The 16,056-nt window shown below is 33.5% G+C and carries 21 protein-coding genes and 2 pseudogenes; 13 read left to right on the top strand and 10 right to left on the bottom strand.

Annotation, left to right across the window (positions count from 1 at the left end; genetic code table 11):
* Nucleotides 1-39 precede the first annotated feature (39 nt).
* From CRO00_RS11330 to CRO00_RS20455, 8 genes and pseudogenes are all read left to right on the top strand, one after another.
* Nucleotides 40-894, top strand: a complete 855-nt coding sequence (locus CRO00_RS11330; protein WP_097073787.1) for a LamG domain-containing protein — start codon at nt 40-42, stop codon at nt 892-894.
* 185 nt (nt 895-1,079) lie between these two features.
* Complete coding sequence (locus CRO00_RS11325) at nt 1,080-1,286, top strand: hemolysin XhlA family protein (RefSeq protein WP_097073786.1); 207 nt, start codon at nt 1,080-1,082, stop codon at nt 1,284-1,286.
* Complete coding sequence (locus CRO00_RS11320) at nt 1,283-1,468, top strand: hypothetical protein (protein WP_097073785.1); 186 nt, start codon at nt 1,283-1,285, stop codon at nt 1,466-1,468. Before CRO00_RS11325 ends, CRO00_RS11320 begins: the two co-directional genes overlap by 4 nt.
* 11 nt (nt 1,469-1,479) lie before the next feature.
* Nucleotides 1,480-1,905, top strand: a pseudogene (locus CRO00_RS20635) (M15 family metallopeptidase); the annotation flags it as partial.
* Nucleotides 1,906-2,416: 511 nt separating this feature from the next.
* Entirely contained in the window at nt 2,417-2,590 is a 174-nt protein-coding gene (locus CRO00_RS20145; RefSeq protein WP_161946667.1) for a hypothetical protein, read from the top strand.
* Nucleotides 2,591-2,600: 10 nt separating this feature from the next.
* A complete protein-coding gene (locus tag CRO00_RS20550; RefSeq protein ID WP_272914315.1) occupies nt 2,601-2,726 on the top strand; it encodes a hypothetical protein in 126 nt (41 codons plus the stop codon).
* A 198-nt stretch (nt 2,727-2,924) separates the two neighbouring features.
* Entirely contained in the window at nt 2,925-3,599 is a 675-nt protein-coding gene (locus CRO00_RS11310) for a hypothetical protein (protein WP_097073784.1), read from the top strand.
* A gap of 472 nt (nt 3,600-4,071) precedes the next feature.
* Nucleotides 4,072-4,167 (top strand): annotated as a pseudogene (locus CRO00_RS20455) (iron-sulfur cluster assembly accessory protein); the annotation flags it as partial.
* A gap of 42 nt (nt 4,168-4,209) precedes the next feature.
* Here the strand turns inward: CRO00_RS20455 and CRO00_RS11300 are convergent.
* On the bottom strand, nt 4,210-4,770 hold the full coding sequence (locus CRO00_RS11300) for a phosphatase PAP2 family protein (RefSeq protein WP_237658397.1): 561 nt from the start codon (nt 4,768-4,770) through the stop codon (nt 4,210-4,212).
* A gap of 178 nt (nt 4,771-4,948) precedes the next feature.
* The gene (locus tag CRO00_RS11295; RefSeq protein WP_097073782.1) at nt 4,949-5,869 is read right to left on the bottom strand and encodes a class I SAM-dependent methyltransferase; all 921 of its coding nucleotides are present in this window, start codon (nt 5,867-5,869) and stop codon (nt 4,949-4,951) included.
* 225 nt (nt 5,870-6,094) lie between these two features.
* Between CRO00_RS11295 and CRO00_RS11290 the strand changes: the two genes are divergently transcribed.
* Both CRO00_RS11290 and CRO00_RS11285 read left to right on the top strand, forming a co-directional pair.
* On the top strand, nt 6,095-6,592 hold the full coding sequence (locus tag CRO00_RS11290) for an NUDIX domain-containing protein (RefSeq protein ID WP_097073781.1): 498 nt from the start codon (nt 6,095-6,097) through the stop codon (nt 6,590-6,592).
* Nucleotides 6,593-6,683: 91 nt separating this feature from the next.
* Nucleotides 6,684-7,013, top strand: a complete 330-nt coding sequence (locus CRO00_RS11285) for a YuiB family protein (RefSeq protein WP_097073780.1) — start codon at nt 6,684-6,686, stop codon at nt 7,011-7,013.
* Between the two features lie 78 nt (nt 7,014-7,091).
* On the opposite strand, the gene CRO00_RS11280 is transcribed toward CRO00_RS11285, so the two are convergent.
* Nucleotides 7,092-7,568: a divergent PAP2 family protein gene (locus CRO00_RS11280; RefSeq protein WP_202615665.1), complete on the bottom strand. Its 477-nt coding sequence runs from the start codon at nt 7,566-7,568 to the stop codon at nt 7,092-7,094.
* Between the two features lie 133 nt (nt 7,569-7,701).
* Here CRO00_RS11280 and CRO00_RS11275 point away from each other — a divergent pair, with 133 nt between their 5' ends.
* Together CRO00_RS11275 and CRO00_RS11270 are read left to right on the top strand one after the other, a co-directional pair.
* Complete coding sequence (locus CRO00_RS11275; RefSeq protein WP_097073778.1) at nt 7,702-9,222, top strand: leucyl aminopeptidase; 1,521 nt, start codon at nt 7,702-7,704, stop codon at nt 9,220-9,222.
* 77 nt (nt 9,223-9,299) lie between these two features.
* Nucleotides 9,300-9,509 (top strand): hypothetical protein, encoded by a 210-nt coding sequence (locus CRO00_RS11270; protein ID WP_097073777.1) that lies wholly within the window; start codon nt 9,300-9,302, stop codon nt 9,507-9,509.
* A 38-nt stretch (nt 9,510-9,547) separates the two neighbouring features.
* On the opposite strand, the gene mnhG is transcribed toward CRO00_RS11270, so the two are convergent.
* From mnhG to CRO00_RS11235, 7 genes are read right to left on the bottom strand one after another with little or no spacing between them, the layout of a single operon-like run.
* Nucleotides 9,548-9,913: a monovalent cation/H(+) antiporter subunit G gene (gene mnhG / locus CRO00_RS11265; protein WP_097073776.1), complete on the bottom strand. Its 366-nt coding sequence runs from the start codon at nt 9,911-9,913 to the stop codon at nt 9,548-9,550.
* Complete coding sequence (locus tag CRO00_RS11260; protein WP_097073775.1) at nt 9,897-10,178, bottom strand: Na(+)/H(+) antiporter subunit F1; 282 nt, start codon at nt 10,176-10,178, stop codon at nt 9,897-9,899. The genes mnhG and CRO00_RS11260 overlap by 17 nt, the downstream gene beginning before the upstream one ends.
* Nucleotides 10,175-10,654: a Na+/H+ antiporter subunit E gene (locus CRO00_RS11255; RefSeq protein ID WP_097073774.1), complete on the bottom strand. Its 480-nt coding sequence runs from the start codon at nt 10,652-10,654 to the stop codon at nt 10,175-10,177. The genes CRO00_RS11260 and CRO00_RS11255 overlap by 4 nt, the downstream gene beginning before the upstream one ends.
* Nucleotides 10,655-12,145 carry a Na+/H+ antiporter subunit D gene (locus CRO00_RS11250; protein WP_097073773.1) on the bottom strand — a complete coding sequence of 497 codons (1,491 nt, stop codon included), beginning with the start codon at nt 12,143-12,145 and terminating at the stop codon, nt 10,655-10,657. It abuts the gene before it with no gap.
* Nucleotides 12,138-12,479 (bottom strand): Na(+)/H(+) antiporter subunit C, encoded by a 342-nt coding sequence (locus CRO00_RS11245; RefSeq protein ID WP_097073772.1) that lies wholly within the window; start codon nt 12,477-12,479, stop codon nt 12,138-12,140. Before CRO00_RS11245 ends, CRO00_RS11250 begins: the two co-directional genes overlap by 8 nt.
* Nucleotides 12,479-12,901: a Na(+)/H(+) antiporter subunit B gene (locus CRO00_RS11240; protein WP_097073771.1), complete on the bottom strand. Its 423-nt coding sequence runs from the start codon at nt 12,899-12,901 to the stop codon at nt 12,479-12,481. Before CRO00_RS11240 ends, CRO00_RS11245 begins: the two co-directional genes overlap by 1 nt.
* Nucleotides 12,888-15,308: a Na+/H+ antiporter subunit A gene (locus CRO00_RS11235; protein ID WP_097073770.1), complete on the bottom strand. Its 2,421-nt coding sequence runs from the start codon at nt 15,306-15,308 to the stop codon at nt 12,888-12,890. The genes CRO00_RS11240 and CRO00_RS11235 overlap by 14 nt, the downstream gene beginning before the upstream one ends.
* Before the next feature lie 172 nt (nt 15,309-15,480).
* Here CRO00_RS11235 and CRO00_RS11230 point away from each other — a divergent pair, with 172 nt between their 5' ends.
* Nucleotides 15,481-16,044: a DUF5366 family protein gene (locus CRO00_RS11230; RefSeq protein ID WP_097073769.1), complete on the top strand. Its 564-nt coding sequence runs from the start codon at nt 15,481-15,483 to the stop codon at nt 16,042-16,044.
* Nucleotides 16,045-16,056 lie beyond the last annotated feature (12 nt).

Raw genomic sequence — 16,056 nt, 5'->3', positions numbered from 1 at the left:
ACTTAAGAATCATGATGTGACGTAAGAAGGAGTGAAAATATGACATCAAGTGTAATTGAAGCATATAAAACCCAAAAGAATATGGATAAATGTGGTGTGCATTGGTTTAAATTTGATGAAGTAAGCGGGAATGTATTAGATAGTAAAGGTACTGCTATAGGAACAGTAACGGGTGCAACGAGAGTAGTTGGTATTAGTGGTAATGCTTTAAGTTTTGATGGTGTAGATGATTTTGTTCAATTTAATAATGCTGTGATACCAAATGGTAAAAAAAGCATTAGACTTAAAATAAAATCTCAAAGTAAACCGTCATCAACTACTCATGTTTTAAACAATCAGAATGGTGCAACCAATCAAGCAGGAATAAGAATAGTTGTTCTCAATAGTGGAAAATTAGCGTTTACAATGGCTAATGGAACAAATTACCTGTTTTCAGATACACCAACTAGTATAACAGATGTATGTGATGGTCAGTGGCATGATATTTTGATAACTTATGATGGAACTACTAATGTTAATGGAGTAAAATTGTATGTTGATAATATGAGTGTTGCAGAATATAAAACTACTGCAACCTATTTAGACAGTAGTGTTGGCTCTCTAAACCTTCTATTAGGTAAAAAAAGTGACAATACTTCATTCTTCAATGGTCAAATTGATGAACTAGAAATATACAATGATGTAATTGATTTGTCACCAATTAAGAGAATATTTATCAAATCTGACGCATCATATGTCTACTTTGACGCAACAACTTCCGAATGGAAACCTGTAGGTACATCCCCTAGTGATGAAGATTGGTTAAATAAAGGTGTGGATGTAGTTACTCAAGAACAATTAGAAAAGTTATCACAACAAGATATTACGGGTAGATTTGCAGTAAAAAGATTGTAGTCTAATAAAATACAAATTTTAATGGAAAATAGATTGTGAAATGAAATTTAAAAGTATTGATAATAAAGGATTTAGAGCATGTCAAATTTCACAAACTTTTTCATAATTATTAAATAATACATAAAATAGCCTTCCGTATTTAATTATGGAAGGTTTTTATATTAACTTTTGAGAGGTGAAATCGCATGGACGATAAACAACGCATATCAAAGTTAGAAGGAGATGTAGCAAATTTAAACACACGAATGGCAGTTGCAGAGGCAGGAATTAAAGACATGAAAGACGATATGGAAAGCATCAAAAATAATACAACATGGATATTACGTTTAATAATCGGGGCAATTGTGATGGCATTGTTAGGATTAGTCTTAGTGAATGGAGGATCAATATGAAATCTAAACTCTCAGCACTTATTGAGGTGCGAAAAATTATTGCATTTATTATAGTGCTTCTATTTACTGTATTATCACTCAAAGATGTATTAGACACAGATTTTATTCAAAATGTGATATTAACTGTAATTGCCTTCTATTTTGCCAAATCAACTGCACTAGATAAATCAGGTGATAAATAATGACATTCAAAATGATATATGATGATCGTAACCGTAATAATTTGAATAAATTGGCAGACCATACGAAAATTGCTGCGTATAAATGGTATCAATATTGTATTGATAACCAGATTCAAATACTGATATACGAAACGATTCGAACTAAAGAGAAACAAGCTGAGAATGTTGCTAAAGGTGCTTCAAAAACAATGATGTCTTATCATTTAGTTGGTCAAGCATTAGACTTTGTTCCAGTAAACTCAAAAGGGGAAGCAACTTGGTCAATCAATTCTTATATTCGTAAAGATGTTATGAGTGCTATTAACTATGCAAAGTCTTTAGGATTCACATGGGGTGGAGATTGGGATAATGATGGTGAGTGGAGAGATGAAACATTCCTAGACAGTCCTCACTTACAATATAATTATAAAGGTTATGCAACAGACAGTTTTAATAAGGTTAAGGTGAATGGAGATGAATTAACATTGTCACAGTATAAGGAGTTATTATCTAAAATCAATGAGTTAAATAATGAGATTGTACTACTAAAGTCAAATGTAAATAATAAAGCCGATTTATATTCAACTTCTAGTGTAGGTGAATCTCACACGGAATCATCTAAATGGGCAATTGAAAATGAATTAACAAATGGTGATAATCCAACTGCTGCTTTAACACGTCAACAAGCATTTACAATGTTTAAACGATTTTATGATAAGTTTATAAAGTAATACATACATGAAAGGGTTCGGGATTGTTCCGTACCTTTTCTTTTTTACTTAACTTTTTTACCTAATTTTACATAACCCTTCTTTACTTATAATTATTAGTTAAAAGTGTACAATATCATAAAGTAAATTATTGTAGGTGAGAGAATGAGTAAAACAGCTTATTTAGGTAGATATGATTTGAATGAATATTTTCGAAAATTATTAATCCGAAAACTTAACGAAAATAACTATACTGTTAATGAAAGGTCAATATGCAATGAGAGCAAAAGCTGAAATTAAAGTAAAAGAAATTACTTATATTAAAATTAGTAAAGAAGAACAAGAAGAAAAATTATCAAGACTAAGAGAAATTTATTGTGAAATGGTTATACATTATATTAAAACTAATGGATTAAAACAAAATAACGATTGAGGTAATGTAGATGGGGACAGTTAAAGTCATAATACCAGATGAACATAGAAAGGTAATAGAAGAATTTTTTGACAATTACTTTAAACAAATGAGTAAAGAAAAATTATTAAAACTGTACAAACTGATGACTAAATAATTACCTGTTTTTTATTCAGCAGAATTAACAGAATGAAACATATAACATAATAATTATAGAGGGTGGGCATTTGCTCACTCTTTTTATTTTACTTAACTTTTATACTATGAAAAATTCATATGAAAGAAGCTTTATTATAAACATTTGAAAGAATATAACTTAAATGGTAATATTTATAAAAAGAGGGAGGGTACTGTTTTGGATAAAATTGTAAAAATTATTTTAACTAGTTTAACAGCATTTTTATTAGTATTTAGTGCTACTAATAATTATACCAATGCTGCTTCATCGTCAAATTCAAGTAATATTGAGAAATTGAAGAAACAGGTTAATGAGTTATCAGGTTCGAATATAAAGAAAGATGGGGAAATAAAAAAACTTAAAACTCAAATAACGGAAAAGGACAAAAAGATAAAGAGTTTGGAAACAGAGCTAGGTGAACTAAAAACTAAAATAAAAAATTTAGAAAAACAGTTGAATCCTAAAGAGACTCCTCAAAAGGATTTAATCAAGAAATCAGATTTACCATATACTCATACTGCTAAAAATGGTATGTCTTTAAGAATAAACTCTTACGAAGCTACATCCGGTGGCATAAAGTTAAATATAACATTAAAAAATAATTCTACTGTTTCAGATAAAGGTGATATTATGACAAGTACTTGGGAGATTTATGATGGTAAGAATACCTTGAAATTTTTAGATCAAGACGATACTTTTTGGGATATAGATTATTTAAGAGCAGGTCAAGAAGTAACAGGTGATGTTATTTATAAAGGATTAACTACTACAACGAATACATTTACTCTATACGGAAGTCTATGGCAATATATTGATGCAGAAGAATTTAAATTAACTTTTAGTGTTGAATAAATTTTTATACCATCTAATAATTTTAGAATAGTCCTTTTTAATGCCTTGAGATAAAATAATATTGATAAAAATTATTCACGTTCAGTTTGAGCGTGTTTTTTTATTGCTGAAATTTAATTAATTTCAATGGTTATAAAAGATTATGATACAAGTGTTGGAACAAAAGAAAATTACCTTAAAATTGGATTCTATGAATTTGTTTTTAATTCCATTTAATTCAATAATGTTTTAGGGTATAGGTAGATAGATACCGCATACTTGAGAGAATAATGGAGAATCGAACGTATGGAATTAAATAGAAATTAATTTGATTTAGTAGTTGCTTTATAGATGGTTTGGATTATATAATGTTGGTGATATTACTAATCATCTAAGTTGTGTATTTATAACCCATTTTACAATTATTAATCCAATTTTTAAGCGGAAAACGTTGATTTAATAACATTTTGGATTAATAGTATACTTCTTCTAATTTACCATTGACAATCCAAACGCCATTGCTTCATGTGGGTGTGGAACGTCGTTTAGAACGGCTAAAGTTGAAGGTACGCCTGAAGTTTGTGAATAATTGATTGTATAAATCAAAAAACGCATTGAGTTTCTAAACTTCTCAATGCGTTTTGTTTTTTATTTTTTTACGATGGCCATGTTCGTACCACCAAACACAAATCATAAACCAGCTATATCCAAGCATCCATCCAGCTAAAACATCAGATGCATAGTGTCGCCCTTCTGTGATGCGTGATGTGCCGATTAAAATAAAAAGAATGATGCATATGCTCCAAACTATGCGACTAGCTTTTTTTGACGCAACGACTTTTGATAGTACATAAGCTATTGTGAGTAAATACAACATTCCGTGAACAGCATGTCCAGAGGGAAAACTATAGGTAGATAATTGATCGGCAATTTCTGGACGAGGTCGTTCTATTAGGTGTTTTAAAAATTGATATAGCCCATATCCAAACCCGACTGTTAATAAAACAAAGAGAGTTAATTGTAAATCCCCTACTCTAATCCAAATAAAAATTAATAGAATGAAGGAAATACAGAAAATGACTTTTGTTTCGCCTAAGTAATGAAACAGTGTTATGAAGTCTAGGCCATACAGTAAGTTAGAGACGTTTTGATCAAAAGCTTCAATGAAAGATGTATCATAGCTAAGCCACAAAATACAAAATCCAAAGAATGTTAGAATAGCGAATATATAGTGCAATTTGTTCATATATATCCCTCGAAAAAATAGTATAAATCCTTCTTCAAAGTTATTATTGGACTTGAGAGGAAAAATTATGTATCTATATAGCCGAATATAGAAATGCGGCCTACAATAGCAGACCGCAATTTAATCAATATTTTTTCACCGCATGAAGAAAATGAATCGTTTCGAATGCTGTCAAATAGTCTTTACGGTTTTGAAAGTATTGTTTATTAATGGATGTTGGTGACAAATGTTCGTAAATAAGTAACCCTGAGTCTTCTAACAATTTCTCAATTTCATCATAAGCAAAGCAAGATTTCATTGGTTCCCCATTCATAGCTGCAATTTGGACCATGCTTTGGACACGATTGTACAATCCTTTTTCCTCAAAAAGACCTTCATCTCCATAATCAAATACAATTGAACTTCCTGGTGGCACTATACTAAGTAATTTTTCAAACAATTCAGCCAGTTCACCTTTTGTTAAATAATAGGAAACACCGAGTAAGCTAAAGAATGTTTTTTTCTCTTTATTAAATCCATTGTCCAGTAAACTTTGCATATCAAAGCCTTGTGTGAAATCCATCGAAACAAAATGTAAATTATTTGGGATCATATAGTTTGCATTTTCCAATCGAGTTTTTTTAAACTGTTGTGTGGCAGGATGATCGACCTCGAATATTTCTAACTGTCCGTGCAATTCTGGGTGTCTAAAGCAGAAGGTATCTAACCCCGCACCGAGAATGACATATTGTTCTGTGCCGAGTGTAAGTTCATGTAAAAGTACATTTTCACAATAGGCAGAGCGTGATAAAGTCGTTGGTGAAAGTTGCACTTGGGTAAACCATTTAATCAATTCTTCGGGTTGATGCTGGTATTTAGATGCTATATCACTATTTAGTAAATGTACAGCTTTAATAAGGTTCGTGCTAATATCAGTGTATTCCAAATCAGTAATTAAATCTTTTGCAACCGAATCTTCAAAAATTTTTGGTGTGTCATTTAGAAAGTGGTATGCTCGACCAAAAGCGGTCATTAAAGAAGTTACACTCGATTGATTATTTTCCAATTTTATCCCCCTAAAACGAAAAAAAGATTCCCCTGGCCAGGAGAATCTTATTATATACCCTAATTATTTATTTGTAAATTATAGCATAAATAACTTTTTTTGTCAAATTTTTTACTCCAATCTAATAAATAAAAGTAGGGAAGACATTTTTATTTATGGGAAGTGATATTGTAAAATAACAGTAAAGAAATGCATCATTGGGTAACAAAATGAAGGGGGATTTTAATGAAAAAGGACCGTGGAAAAGTATGGCTTGGGGTTGCAGGAGTAGTTGTGAATAGTGAAGGAAAATGGCTAGTAGTGAATAAGACTTATGGTGGATTAAAAGGTGTTTGGTCCTTGCCGGCAGGGTTTGTAAATATGGGAGAGACAGCAGATGAAGCCGTTGTTCGGGAAGTAAAAGAAGAAACAGGCATTGATTGTGAAGTAACAGGTTTAATTGGTCTACGGACAGGTGTTATTCGCAATGAAATCAGTGATAATATGGCGATTTTTTGTTGCAAACAAACAGACGAAAATCAACCAATTATTATACAAGAAGCTGAATTGTTTGATGCAAAGTGGATCACAGTAGAAGAAATTGTAACCGAGCGTGATATCTCTGTCATGTTAAAAGAGATGGCGAGCCAAGAATTATTACACCATCAACTTAGCAAAGTAGAAGGAATTAACCCTGGGGATGTATTTGAGTATTCATCGTATAAACTTTTCTTTCATAGATAATTTCGATGTATAGAATTCCTAATTCCGTCATTTGAAACCTCCTAGTATATCATGTAAACTAATGAGAGGAAAAATGGAGGTTATACATATAATGAGTGGATCAGTTTCATTGGTGCAATTAATCATATCAATCGTACTTTTCTTTGTCATGTTTTTTGGAATCGGTTTCTTACTGAACATGTTGCTTCGAATGACTTGGTTAATGGCAATTGTTTACCCAATCGTCGTGGTATTTATTGTTGATGAAGTCAGCTTCCTAGACTATATTTTTGAGGCGGGAACTGCTTTTCCAGCACTATTAGAAAAGCTTGCGGCTCTACAAGTTGTTGACATTTCAATCTTATCAGGTGGTTTTGCTGGAGCAATTGTAGCTGGATTTGTCATGATTTATTTAAGAAAAGCAGGCTATAGAATGTTTTAATAAAATAATAACCATATAGAAAAAGTACAACGAATTTAAGGTCGCTGTACTTTTTTTATTTTCGCTAGCTTATATAAATTAAATAATTACAGTATAAAAAATGACAGAAATAAGAATACCCGTTAAAGCACCTGTAAATACTTCGCTTGGTTTATGACCGAGCAATGTTTTTAATTCTTGAATTTTTTCATTTTCATCTTTTTCTGGCCAATGTTTCACTTCACGGAAAAACAGGGTAAGTTCGTTGCGCATACGGTTTATTATTACAGCGTGCTGTCCTGCTTGATAACGGACTCCACTAGCATCATACATAACAATACTGGCAAACATCGCAGCTACAGCAAAGGTAGGGGAATGTAGTCCTGTTTCAAATCCGACCGCAGTAGCTAAACTTGTCACAGCTGCTGAGTGAGAACTTGGCATACCTCCAGTTGAGGTTAATAAAGACCAATCTAGTTTTTTAGTTACTAAAAAATGAATTGGAACTTTAACAAATTGTGCAAATAGTATAGAGAAGATAGATAAAATGAGTGGTGTATTTTGAAAAAGTGCCAAAATAAACATCCCTACCTTTCTTTTTCTAATAACTAGTATAGCATAACCGATAAATAGTAAAACCATGAATACAGTGTTAGAAATACGAAAAATTAATAAATTCGATTATAATAAAAATTACGGGAGGGATAGCATGAAAATTGTGAAAGAAGCGAAATCATTTGATCAAATAAGCACTGAACTACTAATCGTAGGGGTCCAAAAAAATTGTGACCATATAAAAGGATGGAGCAAGTTCGTTTCATTTTATGGCGAAAACTTAGAAGAATGGATTCGCTCAGGAGATATTAATACAGACCGTAAAAAAATGACGAAAATCCCCTATATTGGTACAAATACGCAACTAAAAAGAGTTCTTTTTGTTGGTTTAGGGGACACAAAAACATTAACTGAAAATCAACTACGTGAAACTTTTGGTTTAGTCGGTAAGGAACTCCGAACTTTAAAAGCATGTGAATATTCAATTTGGCTTGAGTCATTCACGGCAAGCCCAATTGATGAAAACGACATTGCTCATTTGTTTGCTGAGGGAGCGAGTTTAGGATTTTATCAGGTGCCAAATTACAAAACAACATCGAATGAAATTGATTTGTATATGGATGCAGTTCACTTTGTAACAGAAGCTGATATTGACGAAATTGCTGCTAGTTTTGAAGTAGGAAAAATTTATGCGGATGCAGTCAATGAAGCACGTAATTTAGTCAATTTACCACCAAATTTATTAACTGCTACAGATCTTGCTAATTATGCGGAAAAGTTAGCAAAGCAATATGATTTTGAAGTGGAAATTCTTGATAAAGCACAGTTAGAAGAGCTAGGTATGGGAGGAATCTTGAGCGTTAATAAGGGTTCAAAAGAAGAACCCCGTCTTATTACATTAAAATACCAAGCAACGGAAAAATGGGAAGATGCAATTGGTTTAGTTGGGAAAGGTGTCACTTACGATACTGGTGGTTATTCCATTAAAACAAAAACAGGTATGGTTGGGATGAAAGGCGATATGGGTGGTGCCGCTGCTGTTCTGGGTGCAATGAAGATCATTGGAGAAATTCGACCAAATAAAAACGTGGTAGCAGTTATCGGTTCTACTGACAATATGATATCTGGTGAAGCATTTAAACCGGATGATGTTATCACTACTTATAGTGGGAAAACTGTTGAAATATTAAATACTGATGCAGAAGGACGTCTCGTTTTAGCCGATGCAATTACGTATGCTCAACAACAAGGGGCAAGTTCCTTAATTGATGTAGCAACCTTAACGGGCGGTGTTATTACTGCATTAGGATTTGATAAAACAGGGTCTCTTACAAACAATGAAGCCTTTTTTGATGCTTTTATAGAGGCGAGTATCGAAACAGGAGAATTTGTATGGGGTATGCCTTTAACTGAACGAGACAAAAAACGTATCCGAAAATCAGATGTTGCTGACTTAAATAATTCACCTGGCAGTGATGGACATATGATTTTTGCTGGAGGTTTTGTCGGAGAATTTGTAGAAAATAGACCGTGGATTCATTTAGATATTGCAGGTACCTCAGATGCAAATCAAGCTCATGACTTAGGTCCAAAAGGTGGAACTGGGGTAATGGTAAGAACGTTAGCAACCTTTATCGAACGATTAGGCGAAGGAAGCAATCCTATCCATCATTAATTGATATTGTAACTGGGCGTTTTCCCTAGATATCATTCCTTTTCTTTCATATGTTACAAAAGAAAAGGAGGTTAAATATGGTTAATTATTATGGAGGATATGGTGGGTATGGTGGATATGGCGGTTTCGGTGCATTTGGTTATCCATTTATTGGAGGATTTTTAGGTGGTCTTTTAGGAAACGCTATTTATCCAAATCGTTATCCGTATTATTATCAACCTTATCCATATTATTATCCAAGATATCATTATCCTCGCAGACGTGGACCTTATAGAAGATATTACTAAAAAAGAAAGCGCGATGATTTCGCGCTTTCTTTTAACGTTTAAAGTCCTTGTTCTTTTTTCATTCTTTCAACTTCTTCTTTTAAATCATCTCTTACTGTGCCAGACCATGGTTTGACTCCTGCTAAGTATGAAGAACGGCTCATAATATGCCCCCCAACAGGACCTGTAATGAATAAGAAAAGAACTCCTAATAAAATTCCAGGATTAAAATGATTTTCCTTTAACCAAAAGTGGAAAAACACACCGAGTAGAATAAACATAACCCCTAAAGTTGAACTTTTAGAAGCGGCATGTGCACGAGTGTAAAGATCGGGTAATCGAAAAAGCCCGATTGCAGTTACAACAATAAATAATAATCCAACAGAGATAAAAAATACGATTAGTATATTAGCGAGAATTGTCACGGGTAATAATATCTCCTTTCTCTATAAATTTAGAGAAGGCAATTGTTCCGATAAATGATAATATCGCCAGTAAAAGTATGATTTCTAAAAAGAAACTTGTTTCGACAACGATTGATAGTAGACCGACTAGAGAAATAAGAGCAACCCCAACCGCATCAAGGGCCACGACACGGTCAGAAGGATGAGGCCCTTTCACTAGGCGGTAAAGTAGTGCAATCATGGACAAAACAACAATCAATACTGAAACCCATAGAAAATATGTCATGTACGGCTCACCTCCATGATGGCCTTTTCAAAGGAAGTTTTAATTGAATCGATTGTAGAATCAATATCATCACTATCTATCACATGGATAAATAATGACTTTGAATCATCTGAAACGTGTACAACTACTGTACCTGGTGTTAATGTAATCAAACTAGATAATAGGGTAATTTCCCAATCTTGCGTTAGCTCAGTATCATATTTGAAAAAAGCAGGTTGCAGTTCAAGTTTCGGTTTTATTACGAGCATTAATACTGAGATATTTGCCAAAATCAATTCTTTAATAAATAGAATTGTGAGTTTAATAGCAGCCCAAACACGGTCCGTATAAAGTCGAGATTTAAAGAAACGTCTCATTGCAATAATACATAACAAACCGAGTAAATATCCGATTATAAATCGGGATAACGAATAGTTAGAGGATAAAAACATCCATAAAAATGCTAGGAATACATTTAGTAAAACTTGAAAGGACATTTAGTTTCCTCCTTTCATTACTGCGTCTGTGTAGATCGATGGTTCAACTAAAATTTTTGCTGCCTCTTCCATTAAAGGAGTGATCCATTCTGTACCAACCCCGTAGAAGATTGAAACCAATACTAGCAACATCGTAGGGAAAAACATGCGGTGATAAACTGTTTTATTCACCTGTTTAGAAACTTGCCCTTGTTCACCCCAGAAGGCGTAAATAAAGATGCGCATGACAGATAATAAAACAACTAAACTAGATGCTAATATTAAAATACTCGTCCAGATATTCCCTGCTTGGAACCCACCCTGGACAATTAATAGTTTACCTACGAATCCACTTAAAGGAGGTACCCCGGCTAAACCGAATGCGGCAATTAAATAGAACCAACCTAATGCAGGATACGTTTTCATTAAGCCGCCCATTTTTCGTAAATTTGTAGTGCCAGTTACATAAATGACAATACCGACTAACATAAAGAGGGCTGCTTTTATTATCATGTCATGAACTAGATAGAACATTGCACCTTCTAAACCAATTTGGTTCATTTGAGCAACACCAAATAAAATAACTCCAACAGCGATAACGATATTATAAATAATAATCTGCTTTACATCGAAATGAGCAAGTGCGCCAATACATCCTGCGATGATTGTAACGATGGATAATATTAGTAGAAGTTCATGTGTATAAGCTAAGTCATGAGTAAAGAATAACGTATATGTACGCATAATGGCATATACACCAACTTTAGTAAGTAAAGCACCAAATAATGCTAGTACTGGGATTGGCGGGGCTGAATATGCGCTTGGTAACCAGAAATAAAGCGGAAAAATTGCTGCTTTCATTCCAAATACCATCAAGAACATAACAGCGATTACCGTAATAATGCCAGGTTGATTAATCTCTGCTATCTTTAATGAAATATCTGCCATACTTAAAGTACCTACTACGGAATATAGAAAAGCCACTGTAATAACAAAGAAGGCAGAAGACAATACGTTAACTAAAATATATTTAATTGATTCTCGAAGCTGTGCTTTTTCGCCACCAAGAACGATAAGTAAGTAAGAAGCCATTAATAATACTTCGAAAAATACAAAAAGGTTGAAAATATCCCCTGTAGTAAATGCTCCATTCACCCCAGTAATGATAAACATAACCCCAGGATAATAGAAGAAGCGTTCCCGTTCTTTACCGATTGATTCAAATCCGTACCATACAATAAAGAAAGCCAATACTAGAGTTGTTAATACAAGCAATGCAGACACCATATCGGAAACCATCGTAATACCGAATGGAGCAGGCCAACTACCGAAAGTAACGGTTTGAGGGCCATCTTGATATACTTTGAAAACTAGAGCAGTAGCGCTGATGATGGCTAGAATAAGTCCTAGCATTACAGTAATACGTTGATAAGCTAGCCTTTTTTGATTGAAAATTAAGAACATCCCAAAGAAGAAGGGAATAAGAACCGGTAGTAAAAGGAAGTTATTCATGATCCTCACTTCCTTTCATTAATGTCATATCATCTGTTTTTAATTCTTGATAAGCACGGTATGCCAATACTAAAAAGAAGGCCGTAACACCGAAACTAATTACAATGGCAGTCAAAATTAATGCTTGTGGAATTGGATCCACGTAATCTGTAACGCCATCAGTTAGAACTGGAGGAGCACTTCCTTTGAAACTTCCCATTGTTAGGATAAGTAAATGTGCACCATGACTTAGTAATCCTGTCCCAATAATAATACGTAACAAGCTACGTGATAGTATTAAATAGATAGCTGCCATAAAGAGGAAGCCACATACAAAGGCCATAATTATTTCCATTATTCATCCTCCCCAATCGTTTGAATAATGGTCATCGTAACACCAACAACAACCAAGTAAACACCTAAGTCAAATAGTGCAGCTGTGTGAAGTGACGTTTTACCTAGTATAGGTAAATTAAAATAATCAAAGTAATGAGTAAAGAACGGTTTACCCATAATCATTGAAAAAGCTGCTGTTGCACCTGCAATAATCAATCCTACTGCAACTAAGTAAATATAATTGATGGGTATGATGGATTGAACCGTCTTAATATCAAAGGCAATGATTAAAAGAACAATGGCGCTCGCAGTAACTAACCCACCAACAAATCCTCCACCAGGTGTATAGTGTCCTGCAAAGAAAATATGAACAGCATAGAAGAAAATCATGAAAAACACGATCTTTGCTGTAAATTGTAGTATGACATCATTTGTTTTCATAATTTTTCTCCTTCCTGCTCATGCGAAGTTTAATCATTCCATAAATCGCCATACCTGCAATTGCAAGTACAGTAATCTCAAACAAAGTATCGAATCCACGGTAGTCTACTAAAATAACGTTTACGATATTTCCACCGCCAGCTAAAGTATAAACGGTATCTTTATAGTACTGTGCGATTGATTCGATATACTTTTGTGAATGCGCGGATAAAGCCACTAGTGTTACCATAACCCCTACTGCAATGGAAACAAAAGCTCTTCCAAAACGGAATCGAGTTCGCTCTTCAACTTTTTGGAATTTCGGTAAATGATAAAAGGCTAATAAGAATAACGCCACCGAAATCGTTTCAATTACAAGTTGAGTTAATGCTAAGTCGGGTGCATTGAACATAACGAAGAATAATGACACCGTATATCCTACTGCACCTAACGCAATAATTGATGTAATTCGTGATTTAGCAAAAACTGTCGTAACTGTTCCAATTACTAAAACTAAAATTAATAGAACTTGAGAAAGACGAATTGGTGAAGCACCTATGAAAGAAACTTTAAATCCATCTTTTATAAATAATGTCCCTATGACAATGATGGCAATGCCAGTAAACATGTAAGTTAAATAGCCTCGAATCGAACCTGTCATATAAAGTTTCGAGAAACGATTCATCCACTTATCACTAAATTCATAGACAATAAAATCATATAAATTATTTAAAGTTAATTTAGCCGGGAATGCCTCATATACTTTTTGCCACTTAGCAAGAGTCATAAATAATATAGCACCTAAAATAATAATGCCGATTGTCATTAAAAGTTCAGGCGTTATCCCACCATGCCAAGCAGCAACGTGAATATCAACCTGTTCAGGATTTGTGTATAAGAAAGGTTGAATCGCTACAACAGCAGGCTTAACAAATGTGTCGGCAATAAGATTTGGAATAAAGAATATTGCGACAACTAATGATGCTAAAATCACTGGTGAAATTAACATACCCATTGGTGCTTCATGTGGCTTTTTAGGTAGTTCTTCAAGCTTAATTTTTCCGGTAAATGTTCTAAAAACAAAGTAGAAACTATAAATAAATGTAAATACACTTGCAACCCAAGCGATAATAGGGAATAGCACACCCCATGTTGTAAAGTTGAATAGATCAAACTGTGCAACAGAAAGCATGGCTGTTAAAAACATTTCTTTACTTAAAAATCCGTTAAATGGCGGAAGTCCTGCCATAGAAAAACTACCAATTAAAGCGACAGTAAAACTTATAGGCATAAGCCCCATTAGCCCACCGAGTTTACGTATATCACGGGTACCTGTTTCGTGATCGACAATACCAGCTATCATAAACAAACTACCTTTAAAGGTTGCATGGTTAATCAAATGGAAAATTGCTGCAAATGCTGCATATTTAAATACAGTATCTTGTGCCCCATTTACGTGATAAGCAATTGCCGATACACCTAGTAACGACATAATTAAGCCAAGTTGACTGACTGTTGAAAATGCTAAAATTCCTTTTAAGTCAGTTTGTTTAACTGCAAAGAATGAACCCCAGAACAATGTTAGTAATCCAATACCAGCTACTAACCAAACCCAAACTTCCGAAAGTGCAAAAATTGGCGTAAAGCGAGCAACTAAATAAATACCTGCTTTTACCATTGTTGCAGAGTGTAAGTAAGCACTTACAGGTGTTGGTGCTTCCATTGCATCTGGCAACCAAATATAAAATGGGAACTGAGCAGATTTAGTAAATGCCCCAAGTAAAATTAAAATTAGTGCGATAACAAATGTATCGTTAGTTGCTAATTGTGGTGCTTGTTCTATTAATTCTCGAATGGAGAATGTTTCCCCCATAATAGATAGTAAAACAAATCCCCCAAGCATCATCATACCGCCGCCAACTGTAATAAGTGTTGACTTTAATGCTCCAAAACGGGATTTATCACGATTAAACCAATAACCAATTAGTAAAAATGAGGAAATTGACGTAAGTTCCCAGAATAGATAGAGTGTTATCATATTATCTGATTGAACGACCCCAAGCATTGCAGACATGAACATTAATAAGTAAATGTAAAAGTTATGCAATTGTTCTACTGTTCGATCTAAATAATAAATCGAATATAATACTACAAGTGCACCTATTCCTGAAATAAGTAAAGAGAATAATAAACTTAAACCATCGAGATAGGACACAAAGGATATTCCAAGTGACGGAATCCAATCTAGCTGTGCAATTTCTGTTTCACCTTTTGAAATTAAAGGTACAAACGTAGCATAAAACGTTACTAGAAAAAGTGGTACAATCAAAACGAACCATCCAGTATGTATAGAGCGAACTTTCTTATAGAAGAAAGGCATAAAAAGCGCAGCTAGTATTGGAATAAAAATACATAATACTTGAAACAAAATTTCCCCCTCCTTTTTGTCAAAAAATTTTGATATATAAAAATAGAACAATCAATATTATACCATTTTTAATAATGTTTTTCACGGCTTATAAGCACTTAGACTAATTCATTAGGTTTTTTAATTATATATAGGTAATATTTTGAAATAATAATAAAATGAGGAAATTGTCATGAAAAATCCATACTTATATGGTTATTTACCATTGTTTGCAATATTGTTATTTAGTTTGACCTTTGGAATGTATACTGTAGGCATTTCATTAGACTTTTTAACTTCTATAGGAATTTATTCGGGAATGCGTGAATTTTTAACGGATTTAGAATTACGGGTTTTGTTATTAATTGTATTTACACTTTGTTTTTTTATGCTATTTTCTGCATTGAAATTAATTGGAGAAACAATTCATGAAGTGGGGATGCTTTTTTTCTCAAAAGATAGCGCAGGGGAAACAATAAGCGTAGCTCGCGGTGGGTATGTCATATTCTTCTTTGGATCACTAGCTTCAGCATTCGGTATACAATCATTTGTCATCTTGCTCATTATTTTTATGTTAACGGTATTAACATATTTCATTTTTAACATTTATAAAATGAGTCAATATTTAACGATGTCAGGGACTATTGGCTTAATCATATTTGAAGTTGTATTTTGGTCTATTTTTGCTACTTTTATCGTTTATGTTGTATTAAAACTATTTAATGGTTTGTTAGCAAGTTTACCTTTTGCTAACTAAAAAAGAGGTTGC

The organism is Ureibacillus xyleni (assembly GCF_900217795.1).
GTDB lineage: Bacteria > Bacillota > Bacilli > Bacillales_A > Planococcaceae > Ureibacillus > Ureibacillus xyleni.
The sequence above is the reverse complement of the archived record's forward strand: the minus strand, read 5'-3'. Positions and strand labels throughout refer to the sequence as shown.

Excerpts from the sequence above, each read along its gene's own strand:
- CRO00_RS11330 (WP_097073787.1), top strand. The coding sequence starts at position 40 with ATGACATCAAGTGTAATTGAAGCATATAAAACCCAAAAGAATATGGAT.
- CRO00_RS11270 (WP_097073777.1), top strand. The coding sequence starts at position 9,300 with ATGGTTAATTATTATGGAGGATATGGTGGGTATGGTGGATATGGCGGT.
- CRO00_RS11260 (WP_097073775.1), bottom strand. The coding sequence starts at position 10,178 with ATGACATATTTTCTATGGGTTTCAGTATTGATTGTTGTTTTGTCCATG.
- CRO00_RS11325 (WP_097073786.1), top strand. The coding sequence starts at position 1,080 with ATGGACGATAAACAACGCATATCAAAGTTAGAAGGAGATGTAGCAAAT.
- CRO00_RS20550 (WP_272914315.1), top strand. The coding sequence starts at position 2,601 with ATGGGGACAGTTAAAGTCATAATACCAGATGAACATAGAAAGGTAATA.
- CRO00_RS11290 (WP_097073781.1), top strand. The coding sequence starts at position 6,095 with ATGAAAAAGGACCGTGGAAAAGTATGGCTTGGGGTTGCAGGAGTAGTT.
- CRO00_RS11275 (WP_097073778.1), top strand. The coding sequence starts at position 7,702 with ATGAAAATTGTGAAAGAAGCGAAATCATTTGATCAAATAAGCACTGAA.
- CRO00_RS20145 (WP_161946667.1), top strand. The coding sequence starts at position 2,417 with ATGAAAGGTCAATATGCAATGAGAGCAAAAGCTGAAATTAAAGTAAAA.
- CRO00_RS11245 (WP_097073772.1), bottom strand. The coding sequence starts at position 12,479 with ATGGAAATAATTATGGCCTTTGTATGTGGCTTCCTCTTTATGGCAGCT.
- CRO00_RS11240 (WP_097073771.1), bottom strand. The coding sequence starts at position 12,901 with ATGAAAACAAATGATGTCATACTACAATTTACAGCAAAGATCGTGTTT.
- CRO00_RS11250 (WP_097073773.1), bottom strand. The coding sequence starts at position 12,145 with ATGAATAACTTCCTTTTACTACCGGTTCTTATTCCCTTCTTCTTTGGG.
- CRO00_RS11320 (WP_097073785.1), top strand. The coding sequence starts at position 1,283 with ATGAAATCTAAACTCTCAGCACTTATTGAGGTGCGAAAAATTATTGCA.
- CRO00_RS11230 (WP_097073769.1), top strand. The coding sequence starts at position 15,481 with ATGAAAAATCCATACTTATATGGTTATTTACCATTGTTTGCAATATTG.
- CRO00_RS11255 (WP_097073774.1), bottom strand. The coding sequence starts at position 10,654 with ATGTCCTTTCAAGTTTTACTAAATGTATTCCTAGCATTTTTATGGATG.
- CRO00_RS11285 (WP_097073780.1), top strand. The coding sequence starts at position 6,684 with ATGAGTGGATCAGTTTCATTGGTGCAATTAATCATATCAATCGTACTT.